This is a genomic window from Diplocloster modestus (assembly GCF_019042245.1).
GTDB classification, from domain to species: domain Bacteria; phylum Bacillota; class Clostridia; order Lachnospirales; family Lachnospiraceae; genus Diplocloster; species Diplocloster modestus.
Window position 1 is genome coordinate 280,022 of the sequence record NZ_JAHQCX010000002.1, and the last position, 20,867, is coordinate 300,888.

Genomic DNA, 20,867 nt, shown 5'->3' on the forward strand with positions numbered 1-20,867 from the left:
TATGAATACTCGCTTATCAACTTATATAAATACCCTTAACAAAATGTCAGATGCTGCAAAAGCTGCCTTTTGGTACATTGTATGTAATTTTCTCCAAAAGGGGATTACACTATTAACTACTCCTTTGTTCACGAGAATGCTGACAACCGATCAGTATGGTGTATTTTCCATATACCAATCCTGGTACGCTATAATTTCGATTTTTGCTACGCTTAATTTATCCTACGGCGTTTATAATAAGGCGTTAACAGAATACAATAAAGAAAAAAATGCTTTAACCGCTTCTTTTTTGAATTTGTCAAGTACGATAACACTTTTATTGCTGTTGCTTTATTTTGTAAACAGAGGCTTTTGGAATTCCATTTTAGGATTGCCAACAGTTTTAGTAATCACTATGTTTCTTCAGCTTTTTTTTGAGCCAGCCTTTCTATTTTGGGCAGTGAATGAGCGGTATCAGTATAGATATAAAAAATTGATCGCATTTACATTAACCACTGCGATTGGAGGTGTGTTTTTATCCCTGGCCGCCGTTATGCTATCCACGCATAAGGCAGAAGCCAGAATCATTCCGAATGCTTTCCTACAGATTGTTTTCGGCTTCGCTTTTTATATTTATATCATGATCAAGGGCAAACGTTTTTTTAGTAGAAAATATTGGTCCTTTGCATTAAAATTCAATGTACCGTTGATCCCCCATTATGTTTCTCAAACAATATTGAATCAGGCTGACAGGATAATGATTAGTAAATTAGATAGTATAGAGAATGCGGCCGTCTATAGTGTCGCTTATCAAATTTCCATGGTCTTATCACTGCTGATTGGCGCAATAAATAATTCTTTTATTCCTTTTACATATCAAAGTATTAAGGAAAATAAAATTAAACAGTTAAAACAAACAGCCGATTATATCGTAATCTTAATTGGGGCTCTGACGGTTCTCGTGACTGCGGCAGGACCGGAAATAATAAAAATATTTGCCGCCCCCCAGTATTATAATGCTATTTGGATTATACCACCGGTTACATTATCCACTTTTTTTATTTTTTTGTATTCTCTTTTCGGAAATATTGAGTTCTATTTTATTGAGACCAAATATGTTTCTATAGCCTCCTGTATCGGAGGCCTGCTGAATATTATTTTAAATTATCTGGCGATTCCAATATTTGGCTACTATGCCGCTGGTTATACCACATTAATTTGCTACGTGATATTTACATTGCTGCATTATCTTTTCTATTTAAAAGTAAAGAAAAAGCACATGCCGGATGTCGAATTTTATAATGCTAAAAAATGGTTATATTTATCTGCTGCAATTATTTTAGTGATGTTTTTTATCACTTTGTTATATAGGACTACCCTAATTCGCTACTCCTTAATTCTGCTCTCGTTGTTGGTTGTCTATTGGAAAAGAAAGAAAATAATTAAAATGATCAGTTGGAAATAGGGCGTATCCGCTCATCCAGCGAATAATATAAAAAGGGGCGATTACATGATATGATTTCACTTCGAACAGAATATAACAGATACAAAACCAGAAAGAATATGCAATTACTGGACGATTGCTATCAAATGGGGCAAGGAAATATCATAAAACCTGGATTTATGCTCGATATCCGTTGCCCGCATCCTAATGGCAAATGTTTTTTAGATATTGGCGAGCATAATGTTCTTCGGGGAAGAATTAATATTGAAAACAAAAATGGATTTGTTCATATTGGAAATGGCTGCAACATCGGTGATTCCTGTATGATCAACTCGATAACCGGCGTTACCATTCATAATCAGGTCATGATCTCTTGGAATGTTACAATATATGATCACAATGCCCATTCTACTAACAGCCGGGAAAGAGAACAAGATATTCGTTCTATATATGAAAGGGAAATATCCAAAGATAATAATGCGGTTCAAAACTGGCGGGATCATATCAAAGATTGGTCTGTTGTCAAATCCGCTCCGGTAGTCATACATGATAATGTATGGATTGGTTTTGGCTGTATCATTTTAAAGGGAGTTACAATCGGGGAAGGTGCAGTAATCGGCGCCGGTAGTATAGTAACCCATGACATTCCCCCCTACACAATCGCAGCAGGTAATCCGGCCGTGCTTGTAGGGAAAACTAATTAAGAAAGGATCATGAGAGATGTATTCAAATATAAAAAATGTTCAGATATTAGTAGCGTTACTAAAAAAACATGGGATTCGACATCTGGTGTTATCTCCAGGTGCAAGAAATATTCCTATTGTACATTCTGTAGAAAACGACAACTTCTTTCAATGCTATTCCGTAGTGGACGAACGCAGTGCAGCATTTTTTGCAATCGGAATATCGTTGGAAACCAATGAACCGGTAGCTGTTTCCTGTACCTCTTCCACTGCCAGCTGCAATTACCTGTCCGGACTTACGGAAGCTTACTATAGGCATATACCAATCGTAGCAATCACTGCCGACAGAGATCCTTATTATATCGATCAAATGGAATCCTTATTAATAAAACAACAAAATATGTACCAAGACATAATGAAAAAATCTGTCCAGCTCCCAATTGTAAATAATGCGGAAGATTTCTGGTACTGTGAACGATTAGTAAACGAAGCCTTACTGGAACTGGACCATCATGGAAAGGGACCAGTACATATCAATATACCAACAGTAGGAAACCATTACCTGTATGACTGTAAGGTACTGCCGGAAGTAAGAAAAATGGAACGGCTTATTCAGGGTACTCAAAATACTGCATGGATGGAGAAATCAAGAGTAATAAACGCCAAGAGTAGAATTTTGATATTTTGGGGAGAAAACATTCATGCATCATCAGAATGTGAAGCATCCTTAGCTGCGTTTGCAAAATGCCATAATTGCGTGATTATAAAAGAACATATGGGAAATATCTCGCTTGACAAATCTTTAAACCCCGCGCTTATCATAAATGCAATGTCTGTGGAAGAGTTTGATCAATACGGACCCGATTTGATTATATCAACCGGAGGTGATGTGGTAAGTGGGACCAAGGCCATACTGACAAACTGGAAAGGAAAGTGTGAACATTGGCTTATTGACGAGTCTGGTAAAGTAACGGATATATTTAGAAAACTAACAACGATATTTGAGTGTTCTCCAAAGTATTTTTTTGATTACTTTTCCAAAGATTCGGGGCAAAAGCCTGACGATAACTCTTATTCTAATTTGTGGACGCGGGCATTGGGAGATGCTTGCTTGCCCGAGGTCCCGTTTTCAAATGCATTCGCTATTAAGAGTCTTATGGAAAAAGTACCTGCCAATTCCAATTTGCATTTGAGTATATTAAACAGCGTCAGGCTGGCACAATATTTTCAATTGGACCCTGACGTGAAGGTATTCAGCAATTTGGGTGCCTTTGGGATAGACGGATGTATGTCTACTTTTTTAGGTCAAGCATCTATATCTAAAAATCTAAATTTTTTAATTATTGGGGACTTAAGCTTTTTCTATGACATGAATTCCATTTGGATTAAACATATTAAAAGTAATGTCCGTATTCTACTGTTAAATAATTATGGAGCTGCTGAATTTCACTTTGGATATGGTAAAGAAATACTACCGGAAATTAATGATTATACAGCTGCGGAACACTTTAGGAGCGCAAAGCAATGGGTGGAAGACAATCAATTTACATATTTATCTGCTCATAATATAAACGATATACATAATTGCCTGGATGCGTTTTGCAAACCGGATGCTGCTCGTCCGATGATACTTGAAGTTTTTACCGATAAAGAGAGTGATGGCAGAACGGCTCATATTCTGGCCGATTATAACAAACAGGAAAACTTAAAAGATATATCTAAAAAAATGATAAAATCTGTTATCGGTAAACAAAACGTTGAAAAAATCAAAAATATAATTAGGAAAAAGACTGACTGATTCAAAAACTCCAGGAAAATCTTTTATACTGTTTATATATCTTATGTAAGCAGCTTAAAAGTACCTATATGATCGGGAAAATGTACAAATAGGTTGGTTTGAAATAAGGGGAGTGGACTCTTTGATTAATAAAGCAATTTTTTTAGATAGAGATGGTACAATTAATGTAGAAAAAAATTATTTACATCGTATTCAGGATTTTGAATTTCTCCCCGATGTTATAGAGGCATTAAAGTTATTTCAAAAAAATAATTTTATGTTAATAATTATTACAAATCAATCTGGAATAGCCAGGGGATATTATACAGAAAAGGAATATCTGCGCTTAAATGCCTGGTTAATGGATGAATTATTAAACCATTACCATGTGCAAATAGCCGCCTCTTATTATTGCCCTCATCTTCCAAACGCTTCTATCTCCGAATACTCTAGGGATTGCACCTGTCGCAAACCGAAAACAGGTCTCTTTGACAAAGCAATTCAAGAATTAAACATACAGCCGGAATACTCATATGCAATAGGTGATAAGATTCGGGATATATCACCCTGTTATGAAAAAGTTTGTGGTTTTGAAGGCATGAGAGGGTATTTAATCGGTGATAATGAGGATGATACTTGCATTCAGGACATCAAAAACGGTTATGTAAGTCATGTTCTATGGAAAAAGGATCTGTGGGAAGCGGCTAAGGATATCTGTGGTATTCATTAAAGCTGATAATATAATACTTAGGGTATGATTTACAGAGCTGACACATAAAGAGTTCCAAAAGCAATGAGGTAAGTATAGCAAAGTATCGTTAATCCTTTCCGATTGGCAGGCCGGCAAAAGGAGCCGGAACACCGTCAGCGGAAGAAGCACAGATCGCGGAAACGCGGGAACCGGCGGCCGATGTCGATGACCACCAGGTCCAGTGCTTCGCGCAGGGGATGTCGTAGAGTTGAGCTTCATTCATTTAGTTCGAAGGCCGCTCGACAATCCACTCTATAAAATCTCTAACCGCGCCATCACCACCGTTATGGGGAGATATGAAGTCAGCGATAGTTTTTACCTTTTCCACAGCATCCGCTGGGCATCCGATCACTCCGCCAACTTCTTTTACAGCGGTCATACATGACAAATCATTTATATCATCGCCGATGTAAGCCACAGTGTCCAGTTCCCCGATTAGCTCTCTTAACTTATTAATCTTATCACTAACTCCCTGATGAACTTGTCCGATGCCAAGCTCGCGGCAACGATTGAGGACGATATTACTTTTTCTCCCTGTTATAATTACAGGAGTTATGTCGGCCGGAATCAGAATATCATGAATTCCACAACCATCCTTAATATTGAAGGCTTTCATTGCCTCACCGGAAGGCCCCATATATATTTTTCCATCTGTGAGCGTACCATCGACATCCAAAACTAAGTATTTGATCATTTCAATTTGCCGCCTTTTTTCCAACTTTTGCGAATCAGATCTTTGCAGAATGCATAAGTATCACACATACTCTGATTCCGTAATAAATTTCAAATTCATGTCCTGAAAGACAGAAGCCAGGATATTTTTAACCTTTTCTCCATTTGTTGATTTCATTTTGTTACGATCGAACGCATCATCAAAGAAATATAAGACGCCGTTTTTCTGTCCATCAAATCCAGCTATCAGCACTTCCCTGACACCTATCCTATTAAGAAGATTAATAAGCATCAGTGTGCTGTCATCACAAAATTCATCGTTAAAATGGACTGATTCATTATATGAAACAGTGAACCTCTTTTCTGCAATATCTCTAACAAGATTAGAGGTTATAATCAGCTTTTCTTTGCTTGTCTGATTCTTAATTACGTTATATCTTTTCGTGTTAGTTAGGAATATATAATCGGGTTTTATACAGTCTGGATGGAAGTTAACAGATATCGTACACACGTTATCTGCAGCATATTTAATTATTTCCTCGTTATCGCGGATGGATTGCCCAGGAGCGACAATTAGCACTTTTTCAAACTTTTTAACCTCATCTGAAAACGCCCTGATATCAGCACGATCATCATATGAAACACCCATATAGTCAAGGTACAGCTTCTCTGCAAATTCCTCATTAAACGTTTCCGCCTCGCTGGATGGTACTTGAGCAAGAATACGCTGGATATCCTTGGTCTTAAGTCGTTTCTTATTAATCAGATGCTCAGCATACGTCCTGTGAAGGTTATATTTTGCAGATAAAGCATAAGGAATCGCATATCCCCACGGATTAGCCGCCTTAATTGGTGCAATGTAATCATCGATGGCATCATAAATAGGTTCCGTAGCGTAGGCGGTTCCATACTGATCGTTCATATAGTCCATGATATGCTCAATACAGAGATTCCCAGGGACACGTCCCATACCAAGCAGGGAGCCATCTATCACAATGCTTCTCTTCGGACTGGCAATCTGAGTAATGTGCTGCGCAAGGCTGTAGGCAAGTCCAAGATTCTCATGCAGGTGAACACCTATCGTAATATCAGGCAGCAAGTTGTTCTCTACAAGATAATACCTGTGAGATAAGTCGCTGACGCGCATAACTCCAAAGGTATCTACGATGGAGAACCCATACGGATGCAGCTCATTGACCTTCTGAAGGACTTCAATATACTGTTGGTCAGAATAGACATTATTATTGACTGGATTGATAAAAACCTTATACCCTTTATCCATCAGGATCCTTGCTGTCTTCAATCCCCAGTCCAATCTCCAACGTTTAAAAGAAAGCCTGATATAGTCCACGGTTCCATCGCAGGGTTCAAGGTGTTCGAGATCAATAAAGTCAGCCATCAAAGAGAATTTTGATTTGCCACGATTTTCAGGAAGGATACGTTTCACATCCGCAATCGTGTAATACCTTGCTGTATCTGTATTATATTCCCGATCCCAAAGAAAACCAACCTCAATGATATCGGTTCCAGCTTCTACAAGACATTCAATGGTATTCCTTATGACATTCTCTCCAAACTCACTCTGGATGATATGTCCTCCATCACGCAGGGTACAATCCAATAATCTAATGTGTTTTTCCATACTTATTGCCCACCTTTCTTTTTGATAAATGAATAAACTGCATCAGCTAATTCAAAATCATCTGCATTATCCACGTCTACGCATTCCACCGCATCGCATTCAGCAATATATGGATTCGGTCCGGATCTCGCATGATATTCCTCAAAGACTTCCTTCGTAAATACATAAGGGGATGGATTCTCAACATAAAACGCTTCCATGTCTTGAGTCCTTGGAGGATTGCGCAGGTCGAAGTTGAACGGCATTCCATCCTTCCAGAAGAAGGTTTGCAGCTTTTGACCGGCAAAAGCGGATGTATATTTTTTGGACTGAACAGCCTCAATGCATTCCTTAATATGTTCAACTGTTGTAAATGGAGCGGTCGCATGACAAAGTATGTAGATGTCTGCATCAATCGTTTTTACAAATTCCTCATAGATGTTGCGTCCATGGCACAGTCTGTCATCTAAAAAAGCAGGTCGTTTTAGCCATTCGACGCCGTCCGGGAGGTAAGACACAATTTCCTCGCTGCTGCAATAGCAATAAACTTCATCGATACAATCGCCCCTAAGGTCTGCAAGTTTTGTTAAAATAACCTTAACAAGCGGAGTCCCATCAGAAAACTTTTTAAGATTTTTACCAGGAAGTCTTTCATTATTGAGTTTAATTGGAACAAATGCAACTGTTTTCATTGAACACCCTCCTTTGAATTACAATAATTTATGAATTTTTCTTTCGCATAGAACCAAACTTGTTTCGTGTTTCATGCATATTATGATTAGTACCCTTATCAATGATGTCCAGCGTTCTATACTCATCACCCTGGCTCTTTTTTACAATTCTTGAGCACATGCTTACATTAGAGTTGCCGGCGATTAGACCTGCACAATGCCCAAGGGTATAAAAATCTTTTATTATCTCTAATCCCAGATTGTATTTATGATGATCTCTTTCGATCTTATGATTTCCGTAATGGATTGCCTCCCCATCCGGTGATCTGTAAATACCCTTATAGTAGAATAGGTTATCCTGAAACTCATTCTTGAAAATATCAATAATTCTTTCATCATCAGTAGCCAAAAAGACTTTCTTATAGCCATGCTCAGCATACACTCTTTTTGTCTTGTCCAAATATTCCTCTGGAGTTACAACAACAGGATGACGATTATATCCCTTGTTAAAGTCTGTAGCTCTCACATGTACACCAAGTGTCATACCACCGGAAACTATTGATTGCATTTCATACCAGAATGCCATTTTTACCTTTTTATTCAATTTTATATATTTTTTACAGTACTCAGAAAGAAATTCTATTTCTTCATCGGGCACCGAATATGTGCCGGCAGCTCCGAATGCTTCTGCATCAGCACCCTTTGATATGATTACATTTTTACTCTTAAGAACTTCATCACTAGATATTTCCGAAACCGGCTCAAAATAGTAATCGAATGCATTGTTGCAATCAACAACTGATGAGTCATAATAGAGCGAATCGGATCCAAAGCATACAACCGGAACAAGATTGAGATCCTCTGCATACGCCAAATGCATAAGGGTTAATCTATATAAAGAACAGAAACCGTTAAATCTTGCTTCTTTGTCGAAAAGAATGTAATAGATCAGCTTATCTGGATTCGCCTCGCCATAATAGGAAACGATCAGATTATAAGGATTACGTTTTGTGCCTACCATTTGCTTTGCTAAATCCTCATCGCTTAAACTCTTAAGGCACATGTATATGCACTCAAGTTTCGGATTAGATTTCACTTTTCTCTTTAAACCGTCTATATTCATGTCAGATCCTTCCCTTGTTTTGAAATCTTGCTTCTAATTCTGTCCCTATATGACACTATCACCATATTTTTCAATAAAGTTTCTACTAATATGTACTCTATCAAACATGAAATAATTACGAATAATGTCTTTATAAGCCAGTGATGAAACAAAGAAGAGCAAAGGATGTAAATGAAATACATTGGCACACATCCCACCAAAACCTTCGTGAGCAGTAGTGCTGTTCCATCCCTTTTTATATTGTTCTTCCCTTTCTCTCTGCAATAAAAGAAAACTAGTGCCTCGGCTATCAGCGTCGTGAGTGCAGCCGCTTTCTCATTCCAAAATGGAATTAATATGAAATTCAAAATTATATTAACGACGGCACTGATAACAGTAATCTTAAATACTTTTGATTCATTCCCTTGTGGTATAAGTACGCCTTGACTCCAAAATCCGGCGCCAAGACAAAACATCAAAGAAACACTCAGAATAATCAATGACCACTGGGCCTCTTCGTATCCAGGCCCTGAAATGATATAAACAATTTCCTTACTAAGAATGATAACCCCCATAATTGCAGGGAAAACCAGAGTTAAGAATGTCTGATAGATTTCTTTTCCAAGTAATGCAAATTCCATTCGTCGACCGTTTCCCCACAGCATTGACATTCTGGGAATTGAGACAACGATTATAGCAGAAAGTACAGTCTTTAAAGCTTTATAGACATTAACTGAAACAGAATATATTCCAACAGTTTCATCGGAGCACAAAAGCCCCAGGATCGTTGTGTCTGAATTAACGTAAATTACAACAGTTACAGCAGTTGCAAAAAAAATAAGGATTGGCCTTAAATGATTTTTAATCTGCAAATCATTTGTCAGCCTTATTCGGACATATTTTTTCGCATGAACGAAGTTAAGAATATTGGAACCGACTGCGGATAGCACCGTAATACCAGCATAGATATTAACATCATTTGATGACCTGACAAAGATGAACATCAGAACAAGTGATATCAGCTGAAACGCTATACTTCTGACCGTTATATATGCATAATCTTCAAATATTGAATATAGCCATTCTATTCCTAATGTTTTAAATAATATCTGTCCGGATAAAATTATGAAAAGCCATGTATACCCATGGAACTTATTAACTATTACAATACAAATGGCAAGAAGCATATATGAGAGAATTGTTGAATATATATTTATTGTAAATAATTGGTTTACGAACCTATTCATACGGTGTGGATCATTTCTGATCTCTGCACCACTTCTAATTCCATATGTACTAATTCCCAATCCAGCTAATAGAACAAAGTAACTAATAACAGAATTCGCAAAATTATATCGTCCTATATTATCAACGCCTAATACGCGTGCAATATAAGGAAATGTAATTAATGGAAAAATTACTCCCATCAATGATTTGATAGAGTTCAATAACATATTAAATTTAATAGATTTTGGATTCTCTATCTTTTCCATAAGTTCCTCATTTATTATTTCAGTCTTTCTGCCATCTGCATCGCCAGGTCTACCGTAACATCAGAGTTATAGTGACTGTGTTCACCCCAGCGTCCAAGACCATAAACACCATGCTCTCTGCTCCAGTCCATAAGCTTCTTCATTATTACAGTCTTGCGGATCGTATTAAGCGGATAGGCATATTGATTCATGTATTTAAAGTTATCATTTGGTTCATCCATTTCAACACGCTCACGATTCGTCTCTGACCAATAACCTCTGCTGTTCGGGCAGAAATTATGGCGCACAAGAATGCGATGATAAGATAAAGCAGGATCAGGAAAATAAACCCAATGGGATTCTGTATCCAGATGCTCAGGATGGTATTCAGTTTGAATAGAACTGAACTTCAGTTCGCCAATGCTCTCCTTCATGTCTTCCGGCATACCGGCCAGTTCTTCGAACTCCATCCAGGGGATGGTTGTAATGATGGTATCAGCCCTATACTTTTGACCATCCGCAGTGGTTACGGTCTTTGCGGTAAAATCGATTCCCTTCACATTCGCGCCAAATATGATTCGGTCGCTGAGTGCCGCCGCCATTCTCAGCCACAACTCTCCATATCCGTATTTTTTTGGATAGTAAAACTGTGTATGTCCAGGGTCTTTACCATAAGCTTTTCTTGTAAGGCAGGAGAGAAGTGTTTCCTCAAAGCTGACATTCGGGAGCTTATCCAACCAGTATGTTCCCAACAAGTCAAGATCCCTGCTGAACATTTTCTGATTGTAAGGAATCATATAATCTTCAGCAATCTTCTTCCCAAGTTTCCAATAAATCCAGTCGATGAATTTTTCCGGCATAGGTTCGCCAAGATTGCAACCTGCGATAGCAATAGATTTCAGATATTCGACCTGATCCTCCATCTGCATTTGCCAGATATTCGCCTCAATGGGCTGACCTATCACATTCCCATTAACATGGATCGTGGTCCTGCGGCTGTACATATTCCACTCGTCCTCAGGCATAAACTGAAAGAGAAACTCGTTAACTTCCGGGCGACGGACATCCAGGAAATGCCCGCCTCCAATGTCGAATGGTGAGCCATCCACATCTACAGAGCGGCAGAGGCCGCCTGCTGTATTCTCACGTTCAAGAACAATAAAGCCATCCTCTCCTGCCTGAAGGAGTTTATTTGCAAATGTCAGACCCGCAGGACCGGCGCCAAGGATTAAGTATTTCATAGTCTTTAACCTCTCGTAAGTTCTCTGAAAACATCAACCATCTTAGTGCTGTAAAGTTTATCCCATGTGTATTCTTTCACAGCATTTGCAGCGTTGGCTGAAATCTGATTGTAATAACTACTGTCATCGAAAAGGGTCTTTATAACCTCTGCGATTTGCTTCGCATCAAACGGATCTACAATCAATGAGTCCTCCCCATCGTGAAGCAATTCAATAGCACCAACACTGTTAGAAACAAGTGTCGGGAGGCCGCTGCTCATGGCCTCAAATACCGCCAGCCCCCAACTTTGGTTGATATTGATAAATGTAAAAATATCAGCTGCATTAAAGAGTTCGTTATATTTCTGCTCATCAACTTGTCCCCAGATAGTCACTTCACCTGAGAGCGTTAACTCATTAATCTGATTTTTAATTCGTTCTGCATACTCAGGATTTGAATCTGTAGAACCAATGATATCCAAATGCACAGGTATTGACTGCTGCTTTAAATTAAAAACTACCTTTACAAGTGTTTCATAATTCCTTCTCGGGAAAAATACGCCTGCAGACAATATCTTCCATGTCTTCTTTCCCTTTTTATAAAAGTGAGTCTCCAACCCCGGATTAACATCAACGCCGCAATAGAAAACATCGGCATCTCTACCCATCAATTCAACAACTCTATCCTTATTCTTTGTTACATTGACAGTAATCCTATCAACGCAAGGAATGATAGACTTATACACAGCACGCGAAATCTTATTAGAAATTGATTTTTTATGTGCATCAGAAAGCCATACTCGAAAGCATACAGGTAAATCATTAATTTGCCATACTACCTTTGCCTTTCGCTCTTTTTTTGCCCACTTAATCATCCACAGCACCCCATTGTCATGGAAATTATAGACATCCACATCTTTTGGAATCGAATCCATAAGTTGACGATCCTCCGCCTTTTTTTGCTTGGAACGAGTGTATCTTTGGACCAAGTTTCCACCGCCTTGATATTCAGTTGGCTTGCTTTTTAAACAGACAACATCGAATTTTTTAAACTCAGGGTATGTAGCCTCTGGATCGTAGTACTTAGTATACAAACCAAAATCAATATTTTTTGATTTCAGATACTGACATAAGCGCAGAACCTGCTTATGGGTACCACCTCTGACACATAGGTCATTCACTATTATCGCAACTTTCATAATCGGTATTATTCTCTCCTTAAAGCTACTCTATTGTTTCTGCTTTTACTTGTGATTCTTATTTTCTTAATTGCAAATTTGTCAAGCATAGCCAAGTATTCCCTGTTGTCACAGAAATAAAATGCAAATACAAGAAATATCATAATAGGATACGCTGTAATAGCTTCTGTTTGCCACATTAAAAGACTAACGCATAATCCTATTGAAACAATTTTTACTCCCAGATATTCTTTCCGTACAAACAAACTCTTTGCAGTTTTCCACAAAAACCATGCAAATACTGTGAATTGAACAAGACCACCTCTATATATAATCCATAAATACTGGTTATGTGGGCTATTATATTTCATTTTATCTGTGACAATACGAGTTGCCTCATAGCCATATCCTAAAATAGGATGTTCCTTTATTAGATTTAACACGACACCCCAAATATTCATTCGGACATTGAGTGTATCGCTCTTGTGCAGAATAGTTTCTGCAACATACGTAACAATGCCTTCAACAATCCCTCCCTTCATACCAGTAAGGACCAAACCAACAAAGAAGAAAATGTTTAGAATAACATACGTACGTGCATTAAAAAGATCAGGAATTAATCTCCAAATTGAAAGAATGACTACGATAAAAAACAATGCAAAGCAAACCATAGTTGCAGCTTTCCATCTTACAATCGGGATATAAATACAAATTGCAGATATCAAAAGGCAATTGAAAAAATTCCATTTACTATTGTTTTGCAGATAAATAATATACGTGTAGACCAAAGTGGGTAATAGATATATTATCATTGCATTCTCTAAGCCTAAAAACCAATTAAAATTACTAACCCAATGATAAGCTCCATCCATAACATACATATACATTCCGTTTGGATAAATCAGCATAGTTATAAAATTAATTACTACGAATGTATAAAAAATGGGATATATTATTCTCAAAAACCTGGACACTGACTTCTGGCATATGGAGTCCGAGAGCATAAATAATGCAATTAGGGACAGGCCTTCCACAAGGCAGCTAACAATTTCTCCATTGTTTAATACTGTTGAGATAAAAATAATCGCTGAATATACCGTTGCAAAAAGGACCGGTGTTGAGATCTTCTTTTTATTTCTAAACAAACTCGAAATATAGAGCACACCTATAAAAAGAATTGCACCGTATGTTCCAAATCTAAATATCATATGAAGGATAGGTATATTATGTCCTATATAGGAAGGTTCAAAAAAAGGAATAAATAAAACCATATAAAGGATGTCCCCAGTTTTAAGTTTATATTTCAATTTCGAATTCAACTTTACACCTCTAAGTAAAATATTATTATGCTCTGCTATCTTAAGGAAATGAGGGTATCAAGATTAACTCTATTGAAAGTTTCAAGCATTCCGCCCCGCGTTGCATTATAAACTTTTAAATCGTGTGTTTGTGTATATCTTCTGATTTCTTCATATCCACAAATGTTTCTTTCACGTGCTGTATCAATTGTTGTATCCGGAATACCATGCTCAATAAAATGGATTTTCCCGCCTTTGGGAAAATTACAATCTGCTCCGACTAGGTAAACCTCACTAAAGCCCATATACGCCGCAATTTGAATCAAAAAATGTGTCACGCTGTACATGTCATAAGTGCCTCTTACAGCATTGTCGCTAAATTTACACCAGAATTTGTTCCTAAACCAACGATCATAAGTATGATAAGCCACATTGCATGATACGTTATACCAATAACTCGGCAAACCGCTATCCAGATATTTCCTTAATCTTCCGGAAATAAACACCTTTGTGTTAGGTGAATCATACTTCATGATCGAATCCTTCATTTTTTCAAATACGCCTTCATCTATGCAGCCATAAAATGATGGCCTGAAGTCTGTCTTATCAAAAAGAAGTGATATGGAATTCATAGCAAACGTATATTCATCCTTAATTAACTCTAAATCATCAATGTTTAAACTAGGACCAGTACAAATAACAAAGCAACGTTTTCCTTTATATGTATCTTTTAATTCCCTAATCCTGCTCTGCTCAGTTTGAATATGAAAACTATCTCGTAGAAAGCCCGTAATTTCCTGAAACAAAGAAAACAGTTTTAAAACCACAAACAGAAACATTCTTACAAAAAAGCCAATCATTGTATGTACGTTTGTAAAATCAGATATTCTTGTCATCATAGATTTATACCCCTATTGTATTACTCCGCTTGTTTTCTATGCTTTTCAACAAACCCATATGGCTTAAAAAATAAATCATAGACATTTATTTTCCGGGCAACGATCCCTATGAGAATAGGCACAAATAATGAAATTACAAACACGGTTATAATACTCATCCAAACTGACAGACCGTGAACTTTGCTAATTACCATTCTGCATCCAGCTGCGAGAAATACATGAAGAAGATATACATCAAGGCTGTTCCTTCCGACAAGAGTTAATATTTTAAAGTTCATCTTCTCTGAAATCAGCTGGAATATAAGTATTATTCCCAGACTAAAGCCTACGGCAGTTATTAGATTCACAGCAGGAATATGATATATCTCCTGCCCGGTATTCCAAAAAACTATGCTTAGAATTATAGAAATTATTGCCAAAGCAACACCTGCTATCGTAAGTGGTTTCTTGTATTCATCTCGGTTCAGGAGCATACCCAGATAGAATATTACTCCGAAATAACCGATGCGCCTGAATGCAAATAAATACCCCTCTTTATTAACCAACGCTGATGCCAGTAGTGAAATAATGGTAAGGGCGATTATGATGATTGTATTATTAGCCTTTAACTTATTACGATTCGCAAATATGAGATATAGTCCCATTAAGACATACAGGTACCAATAAACCCCGATCGGTTTGAACCAAATAAGGAGCAGATCTACAGGAGAAATCTCATAGTTTACCATGCTGTTTAATACAATCTTAAATATGCCCATGATAAGACACCAGAGAATATATATGGAAAGCAAATTTTTGATTTGCCGCAAGAGTCTGTCTTTCTTAGAATTACCATCCGGATCAATATAAGCTTTTGAAAACAGATATCCACTTGCCATGCAAAATAACGGCATCTGAAAAATATTGCATATGTTCCTTATAACAAATAGCCATGTGTTCGATTCCGGATATAGATTAGCTCCGTAAAACCCATCGGCAACATGGCAAAGGACAACGCTAATCATCGCAATACCCTTTACATTATCCACCCATTTTAATCTACTGCTCGTCATTTATTCTCCCGCTCCTGATCCATTAAGGGCCTTATTCATCTTTTTTTTGTTTTGGTTCGGAACCACCACTCCATGCAAAAAGGAAGATATTGTGCACTGCAATCTTCTCGGAAGTATCTTTATGAGATGGGCCTTCGCCTTTGCCCTGCCTTCGCGTAAATCTTTCCAAAGCGGTTCCTCTTTCCAGGGTGATGCGTCTTTGTATTTGAGAAACTCATCCCTTTTCGAATGCTGGCTACCTTCAAACCAAGGCCGTAAGTCGTTCATAAAAAATGTTGTGAAATGAATAATGTGAGGATTCGTTTGTGCTTCTCTAAACTCTTTCTCTGTACAATATGTTGATGCTCTTCTGCTCTTAATCAATTCTTTGTAGGAACAGCAGAAAATCGGAGTTATTGCATTGAATTTTGGGGGAATAATTGCGATCCGATTTTGAGGGACAACAGCATTTACTGCATCTTGATCAAGGTAAGCGAGACTGCTGCCATACTTTTTCATGTAGTCTAAAAACTTCTGTTCATAGCCTTCTTTCCTCATCGCATCAACGTTAAACATGAGAAGACCACTGTTCAAATAGTAATCCTGATCCTTTTTACCAAGATTAAATCTATATTGTTTACTCATCGCCTCGTTAACACCAGCAACAATAGCTTTACTAATATCCGTATTCCAAAGCTCAGCCAGCGATTGAACAATAACAGTATCGCAATCTACACTAATCACCTTGTGAACATCATCTGGAAGAATGCTCCCCACAAATAGCTTACTATAGACGTTAATATTCCATCTTCCTGTATCCACATCTTTACCAAGAATCTCGCCAAAACTGGGCATTTCATAGAATGTAATCTCGCGCCCACTTTCTTCGATCACATTCTTAATTTTTTCTCTATTAATCTTGGAAATACCGCTATCTACGATAAAAAAACGGATATTTTCACACTCCTTATTATTCTGTAATAAAGAATAAATAGAAATACCCGCAAGAGCGGCATAGGCATCGTTAAATGCATAAAAAATGTCCATCGGTTTATCTCACTTTCAATTGTTTAAATCATCTGTCAGTAGCCACTCTCTGGTTCTTAACAGGTTATCTTTAAAACTGCTCTCACACTTATAACCTGTATGGTCATATAATTTCTTGCGATTGATTGATGCATAGTCGATATTATAGTCAGGGTCAGGGTACTCTCCGAAATGGAGTTCACTTTTCGATCCTATAACTTCACACATCTTAATAACATTATTCCTGAATGTATCCAGGTTATAGTGGCCTACATAGTAGCTTTCCAGATTATGGCCTTTTTCGGCAGCAGCGATTATCCCTCCGACCGTTTCATCAATATAGTTCATGTCAAAGAGATTATTTCCGGTGATCAGCTTAATCGGAAGTCCCGCCTCAGTATTTCTGATTATTGTATTGGGAAGGATCTTAGTTTTGTTTCCCTCACCATATGTTAAAGAAAGAAGCACACTGACATATTCGATGCCTAACGACAACGCAATCGTTTTTCCTATATTTTCGGCAGCGAACTTTGCAATGCCATAAATCCTAGAGTGGCTTGGCATGATGAAATGTGCATCCGGTTCCAGACAAGCTTCATATTCATCCACACTCCCGGTGAACAAAAACCTTTTGCATCCGATGCGCTTTGCAGAAATAACAGCATCACAGGAAATATTTGTATTCATCAATTGAATTCTGTAATCGTTTTTATTGACCCCATTAACGCCAAGATGAGCAATGTGAAAGAATATATCAAACTCTCTCTCTTCTATTTTTTGATCCAAGACGGAGTACTCTTCAAACCCAGCTTCGACAGGATGAAAGAGTTTATTCTTTGCAAGCTCATCAAGAACATCTTTATTCCTCCCAACGCCGTAAACTTCTATGCCGCTATCAAGGAGAGTATTAGTCAGATGTTTCCCAAGAAATCCTGTAGCTCCAGTTATAATGACCTTCTTCATAGCATATACCTCAAATCACACTCTATTTTAACGGCGCGGTGCAGATAACAGTCACATCAAATTATCCTATATAGGCGGCTTATGGTTTCCCCTTTAATTTAATGCCTAACCTCCTAATAATTGCTATTATTTGGACGTCTCATGTACAGATTTTCTACCAATCTCATCTATCATCCGGCTCCTCTGCGTGTCAGCACTACCCAAACCGTCATCAAAATCAGCTTCACATCCACCCCAAGATTCCAGTTATCGATATACTCATTATCCAACTCGACCACCTTCTCAAAGTCCGTGACATCATTTCTGCCGCTGACCTGCCACAGTCCTGTGATCCCAGGTTTGATACTCAGCCGTTTCTTATGTCTGATTTGATATTTCTCGAATTCATCCACGGTAGGCGGCCTGGTTCCCACCAGACTCATGTCACCCTTCAGCACATTCCAAAACTGTGGCAGTTCGTCCAGGCTTGTCTTTCGGATAAATTTCCCGATCTTTGTTATCCTGGGATCATTATCCATCTTGAACATATTCCCCTGCATCTTATTCTCCGCCATCAGTTCTCTCTTGCGCTCTTCTGCATCCGCATACATAGACCGGAACTTATAGATCTTAAACTTTCTCCCATTTTTTCCCACCCGCATCTGTGAAAAAAATACCGGTCCCCGGGACTCTATCTTGATCGCAGGAGCTAAGAACACAGCAACAATTCCCGTGATCAGCAATCCGACCATACTTCCGAAAATGTCCATAGCCCGTTTAACCAGCAGCTGAAGCTGGCTCCTTACATTGGCGTCGGAGGTGATTACCGTAAATCCGCCGATCCGCTCGACACGCTCATTGGGCAGCTTCATTTCAAAATCCTGCAAATTGATATGTATCCGCACTCCCATATCCTGGAAAGAATTTATGACATCCTTCATAAATTGATAATCATGAGGCATATCGATCAGTACATCATCCAGTACCCCAAGCCTGGCCGACTCAAACATTTCTTTATAACCAGCATTGACCGGGATTCCTTCGATTACCTCTCCGATCTGATCCTCATCCAGAATGGCCAGAGAATTCACCTGGTAGAACCAGATATCCTTACCCATCATCTTCCGGACCGCGTCCGCTGCTTTATCCTTCGTGGTTACAATCATTACTTTGGCACTCTCGATACTGCTATGATACCTCTCAACCAGATACCGTTTAAAAAACAGCCTCAACATATAAGTAATAATCACATTCAACGTAAAGAAATAAAAGAAAACCATTCTTGAATATTCATTACTTTGCTTTGTAATAAACAAAAAAGAAAGTAATACCACCAGCAGCACAAGACTGCACTTTATAACATTCTTATACTCCTGAAAATATCCTCTACGGATGATATCCCTATAAGGTTCCAGCAAATAAGAAGTGCAGAGCACCGTCATAAACAATACAACCACCGTAGTCTTATATATCGACGACTGCTGCCTTAACTCAATATCATATCTGATAAAAAGAGCCAGAACGAAAGAGCATATCATTCCCACCATATCAACAATTGTAAAATAAAGATACTGCAATTTATTATTTGATGTATTCATACTCCAACACTTCCCCATAGCCTTTTGCAAATTCTATACTGCGCAGGAAGGCTCTCCCCACATCACCATACTATAGCACAAACCGCTTTTTTTCACAAGTTCAACCTGTATTATATGCATATTCTACATGATACCCGACATTTTCTGACATTTAAAATCAATGCAAACATTTTAAAGTTGTATCATTTACAATATTTACATCTATCGCAGTTAAATATACGTGATAAAATATCAGTGATGATACTAATGCTAAACTCTAACAACACATCAAAGGAATGATTTTTATGCGAAAAGCGAACAGGATCCGGGAACTAAGACTGGAAAAAGGAATTACCCAAGTACGCCTTAGTATGGAGCTTGGCGTCACACAGGAAACCATCAGTGCATATGAAGTGGGAAAACACCTTCCTAGTCTGACAACACTTATGAAACTAAGCGAATTATTTAATGCCAGCATGGATTACATCATGAATCGAAGCGACGTAAGAAACCCGGTCAAAGAGGGATGCCTTAATTCTGATGAAACCAGAATAATCACTTATTATCGCACCTTTGACAAGACTCAGCAGCTTCGTTCCCTCGCTTACATACAGGGATTATCAGATTCCCTTAATTAATTTTCTGGCCGATCAGCATTGACTTCCTATTCTATTTCTTTATAATAGAAATAAAAACAGGTTTAACTTGTATCAGGAGTAAACAATGAAAGCATCGGCCTATCATAATAAAATAAATAGTGTGGAACAAATAAATAAGGAAGAACATCCCTGTCTTTATCTGATTTTCCCCTTTAATTTTTCACTTCTAATAATAATTTTTCTATCTCTGTTGTTCGCAATTTTTCACACATTTAACATAAATCTGTTTACAATACCTTCCGCATTGCTGTCATCCGAACAAAAATCAATGTCTTCATCAAAGTCAACACTTCAGGAAGAAATCGCTCTGCAGCTGGCTGCCGCCCTTGATACTGCCCGCATTGCCCGCGATACTCCCGCAGAAACACCTTTGCCGGAACCCACTTCTATTTCACTCTCAGAGATATCAGTACCCGCACACGGGGAAAAATTCGGCACGATTTCTTCTGCGCGGCTGGGCCTGAACTTATCTCTTATCTACGGAGATACCAACGCCATTTTAAAACAGGGCGCCGGCATGTATGAAGGAAGCAAGCTTCCCGGTTCTGCCGGGCAGACTATCATCTGTGCGCATAATACAGCAAAATATTTCGGTCCCCTGGAACATGCCGAAATCGGCGACATCCTTCACATCCAAACCAGCTATGCCGAATATGATTATGAAATAGCCGAGACGAAAGTCGCCAGTATGTATGATACCTCCACCTATGATCTGAATACTACGGAAGAAACCCTGATCCTATATACCTGCTATCCCTTTTATGGGGCACCCGGTAAAAAAGACCGATTATTCATTTATGCAAAACGAATCGCCGGTCCCTCTCTTATGTCTTAACACTCTCTGTCATCTGCTGGTGATCTGTCG

At 38.2% G+C, this 20,867-nt stretch carries 20 protein-coding genes; 6 read left to right on the top strand and 14 right to left on the bottom strand.

Features of this window, described 5'->3' with window-relative positions; genetic code table 11:
* Nucleotide 1: 1 nt before the first annotated feature.
* The 4 genes from KTH90_RS04125 to KTH90_RS04145 all read left to right on the top strand — a co-directional run bounded on the left by KTH90_RS04125 (nt 2) and on the right by KTH90_RS04145 (nt 4,613).
* A complete protein-coding gene (locus tag KTH90_RS04125) occupies nt 2-1,444 on the top strand; it encodes a lipopolysaccharide biosynthesis protein (RefSeq protein WP_238726306.1) in 1,443 nt (480 codons plus the stop codon).
* Between the two features lie 50 nt (nt 1,445-1,494).
* Nucleotides 1,495-2,127 (top strand): acyltransferase, encoded by a 633-nt coding sequence (locus KTH90_RS24830; protein WP_275061311.1) that lies wholly within the window; start codon nt 1,495-1,497, stop codon nt 2,125-2,127.
* A gap of 16 nt (nt 2,128-2,143) precedes the next feature.
* Entirely contained in the window at nt 2,144-3,904 is a 1,761-nt protein-coding gene (menD, locus tag KTH90_RS04140) for a 2-succinyl-5-enolpyruvyl-6-hydroxy-3-cyclohexene-1-carboxylic-acid synthase (protein WP_238726307.1), read from the top strand.
* 121 nt (nt 3,905-4,025) lie between these two features.
* Nucleotides 4,026-4,613 (top strand): D-glycero-alpha-D-manno-heptose-1,7-bisphosphate 7-phosphatase, encoded by a 588-nt coding sequence (locus KTH90_RS04145; RefSeq protein ID WP_238726308.1) that lies wholly within the window; start codon nt 4,026-4,028, stop codon nt 4,611-4,613.
* 88 nt (nt 4,614-4,701) lie between these two features.
* Here KTH90_RS04145 and KTH90_RS04150 read toward each other — a convergent pair whose 3' ends face one another.
* The 14 genes from KTH90_RS04150 to KTH90_RS04215 all read right to left on the bottom strand — a co-directional run bounded on the left by KTH90_RS04150 (nt 4,702) and on the right by KTH90_RS04215 (nt 19,364).
* The gene (locus tag KTH90_RS04150) at nt 4,702-4,857 is read right to left on the bottom strand and encodes a hypothetical protein (protein ID WP_238726309.1); all 156 of its coding nucleotides are present in this window, start codon (nt 4,855-4,857) and stop codon (nt 4,702-4,704) included.
* On the bottom strand, nt 4,858-5,328 hold the full coding sequence (locus tag KTH90_RS04155) for a KdsC family phosphatase (protein WP_238726310.1): 471 nt from the start codon (nt 5,326-5,328) through the stop codon (nt 4,858-4,860). It abuts the gene before it with no gap.
* A 60-nt stretch (nt 5,329-5,388) separates the two neighbouring features.
* Nucleotides 5,389-6,948, bottom strand: a complete 1,560-nt coding sequence (locus KTH90_RS04160; protein ID WP_238726311.1) for an aldolase catalytic domain-containing protein — start codon at nt 6,946-6,948, stop codon at nt 5,389-5,391.
* A 2-nt stretch (nt 6,949-6,950) separates the two neighbouring features.
* Entirely contained in the window at nt 6,951-7,619 is a 669-nt protein-coding gene (locus KTH90_RS04165; RefSeq protein ID WP_238726312.1) for an acylneuraminate cytidylyltransferase family protein, read from the bottom strand.
* A 28-nt stretch (nt 7,620-7,647) separates the two neighbouring features.
* Complete coding sequence (locus KTH90_RS04170; protein WP_238726313.1) at nt 7,648-8,721, bottom strand: O-fucosyltransferase family protein; 1,074 nt, start codon at nt 8,719-8,721, stop codon at nt 7,648-7,650.
* Nucleotides 8,718-10,193 carry a flippase gene (locus KTH90_RS04175; RefSeq protein WP_238726314.1) on the bottom strand — a complete coding sequence of 492 codons (1,476 nt, stop codon included), beginning with the start codon at nt 10,191-10,193 and terminating at the stop codon, nt 8,718-8,720. The genes KTH90_RS04170 and KTH90_RS04175 overlap by 4 nt, the downstream gene beginning before the upstream one ends.
* A 14-nt stretch (nt 10,194-10,207) precedes the next feature.
* A complete protein-coding gene (locus tag KTH90_RS04180) occupies nt 10,208-11,413 on the bottom strand; it encodes a protoporphyrinogen/coproporphyrinogen oxidase (protein WP_238726315.1) in 1,206 nt (401 codons plus the stop codon).
* A 5-nt stretch (nt 11,414-11,418) separates the two neighbouring features.
* On the bottom strand, nt 11,419-12,591 hold the full coding sequence (locus KTH90_RS04185) for a glycosyltransferase family 4 protein (protein WP_238726316.1): 1,173 nt from the start codon (nt 12,589-12,591) through the stop codon (nt 11,419-11,421).
* 8 nt (nt 12,592-12,599) lie between these two features.
* Nucleotides 12,600-13,889 carry an O-antigen ligase family protein gene (locus KTH90_RS04190; protein WP_238726317.1) on the bottom strand — a complete coding sequence of 430 codons (1,290 nt, stop codon included), beginning with the start codon at nt 13,887-13,889 and terminating at the stop codon, nt 12,600-12,602.
* Between the two features lie 35 nt (nt 13,890-13,924).
* A complete protein-coding gene (locus tag KTH90_RS04195; RefSeq protein ID WP_238726318.1) occupies nt 13,925-14,767 on the bottom strand; it encodes a 6-hydroxymethylpterin diphosphokinase MptE-like protein in 843 nt (280 codons plus the stop codon).
* A gap of 20 nt (nt 14,768-14,787) precedes the next feature.
* A complete protein-coding gene (locus KTH90_RS04200; protein WP_238726319.1) occupies nt 14,788-15,819 on the bottom strand; it encodes an acyltransferase family protein in 1,032 nt (343 codons plus the stop codon).
* On the bottom strand, nt 15,820-16,845 hold the full coding sequence (locus KTH90_RS04205; RefSeq protein WP_238726320.1) for a glycosyltransferase family 8 protein: 1,026 nt from the start codon (nt 16,843-16,845) through the stop codon (nt 15,820-15,822). It lies immediately after the preceding gene.
* A gap of 15 nt (nt 16,846-16,860) precedes the next feature.
* A complete protein-coding gene (locus KTH90_RS04210; protein ID WP_238726321.1) occupies nt 16,861-17,787 on the bottom strand; it encodes an NAD-dependent epimerase/dehydratase family protein in 927 nt (308 codons plus the stop codon).
* 170 nt (nt 17,788-17,957) lie between these two features.
* Nucleotides 17,958-19,364, bottom strand: coding sequence for a sugar transferase (locus KTH90_RS04215; protein ID WP_238726322.1), 1,407 nt, complete (start codon nt 19,362-19,364; stop codon nt 17,958-17,960).
* Between the two features lie 284 nt (nt 19,365-19,648).
* Between KTH90_RS04215 and KTH90_RS04220 the strand changes: the two genes are divergently transcribed.
* Entirely contained in the window at nt 19,649-19,981 is a 333-nt protein-coding gene (locus KTH90_RS04220) for a helix-turn-helix transcriptional regulator (RefSeq protein ID WP_158349839.1), read from the top strand.
* Between the two features lie 289 nt (nt 19,982-20,270).
* On the top strand, nt 20,271-20,837 hold the full coding sequence (locus tag KTH90_RS04225) for a class D sortase (RefSeq protein WP_238726323.1): 567 nt from the start codon (nt 20,271-20,273) through the stop codon (nt 20,835-20,837).
* Nucleotides 20,838-20,867: the final 30 nt, after the last annotated feature.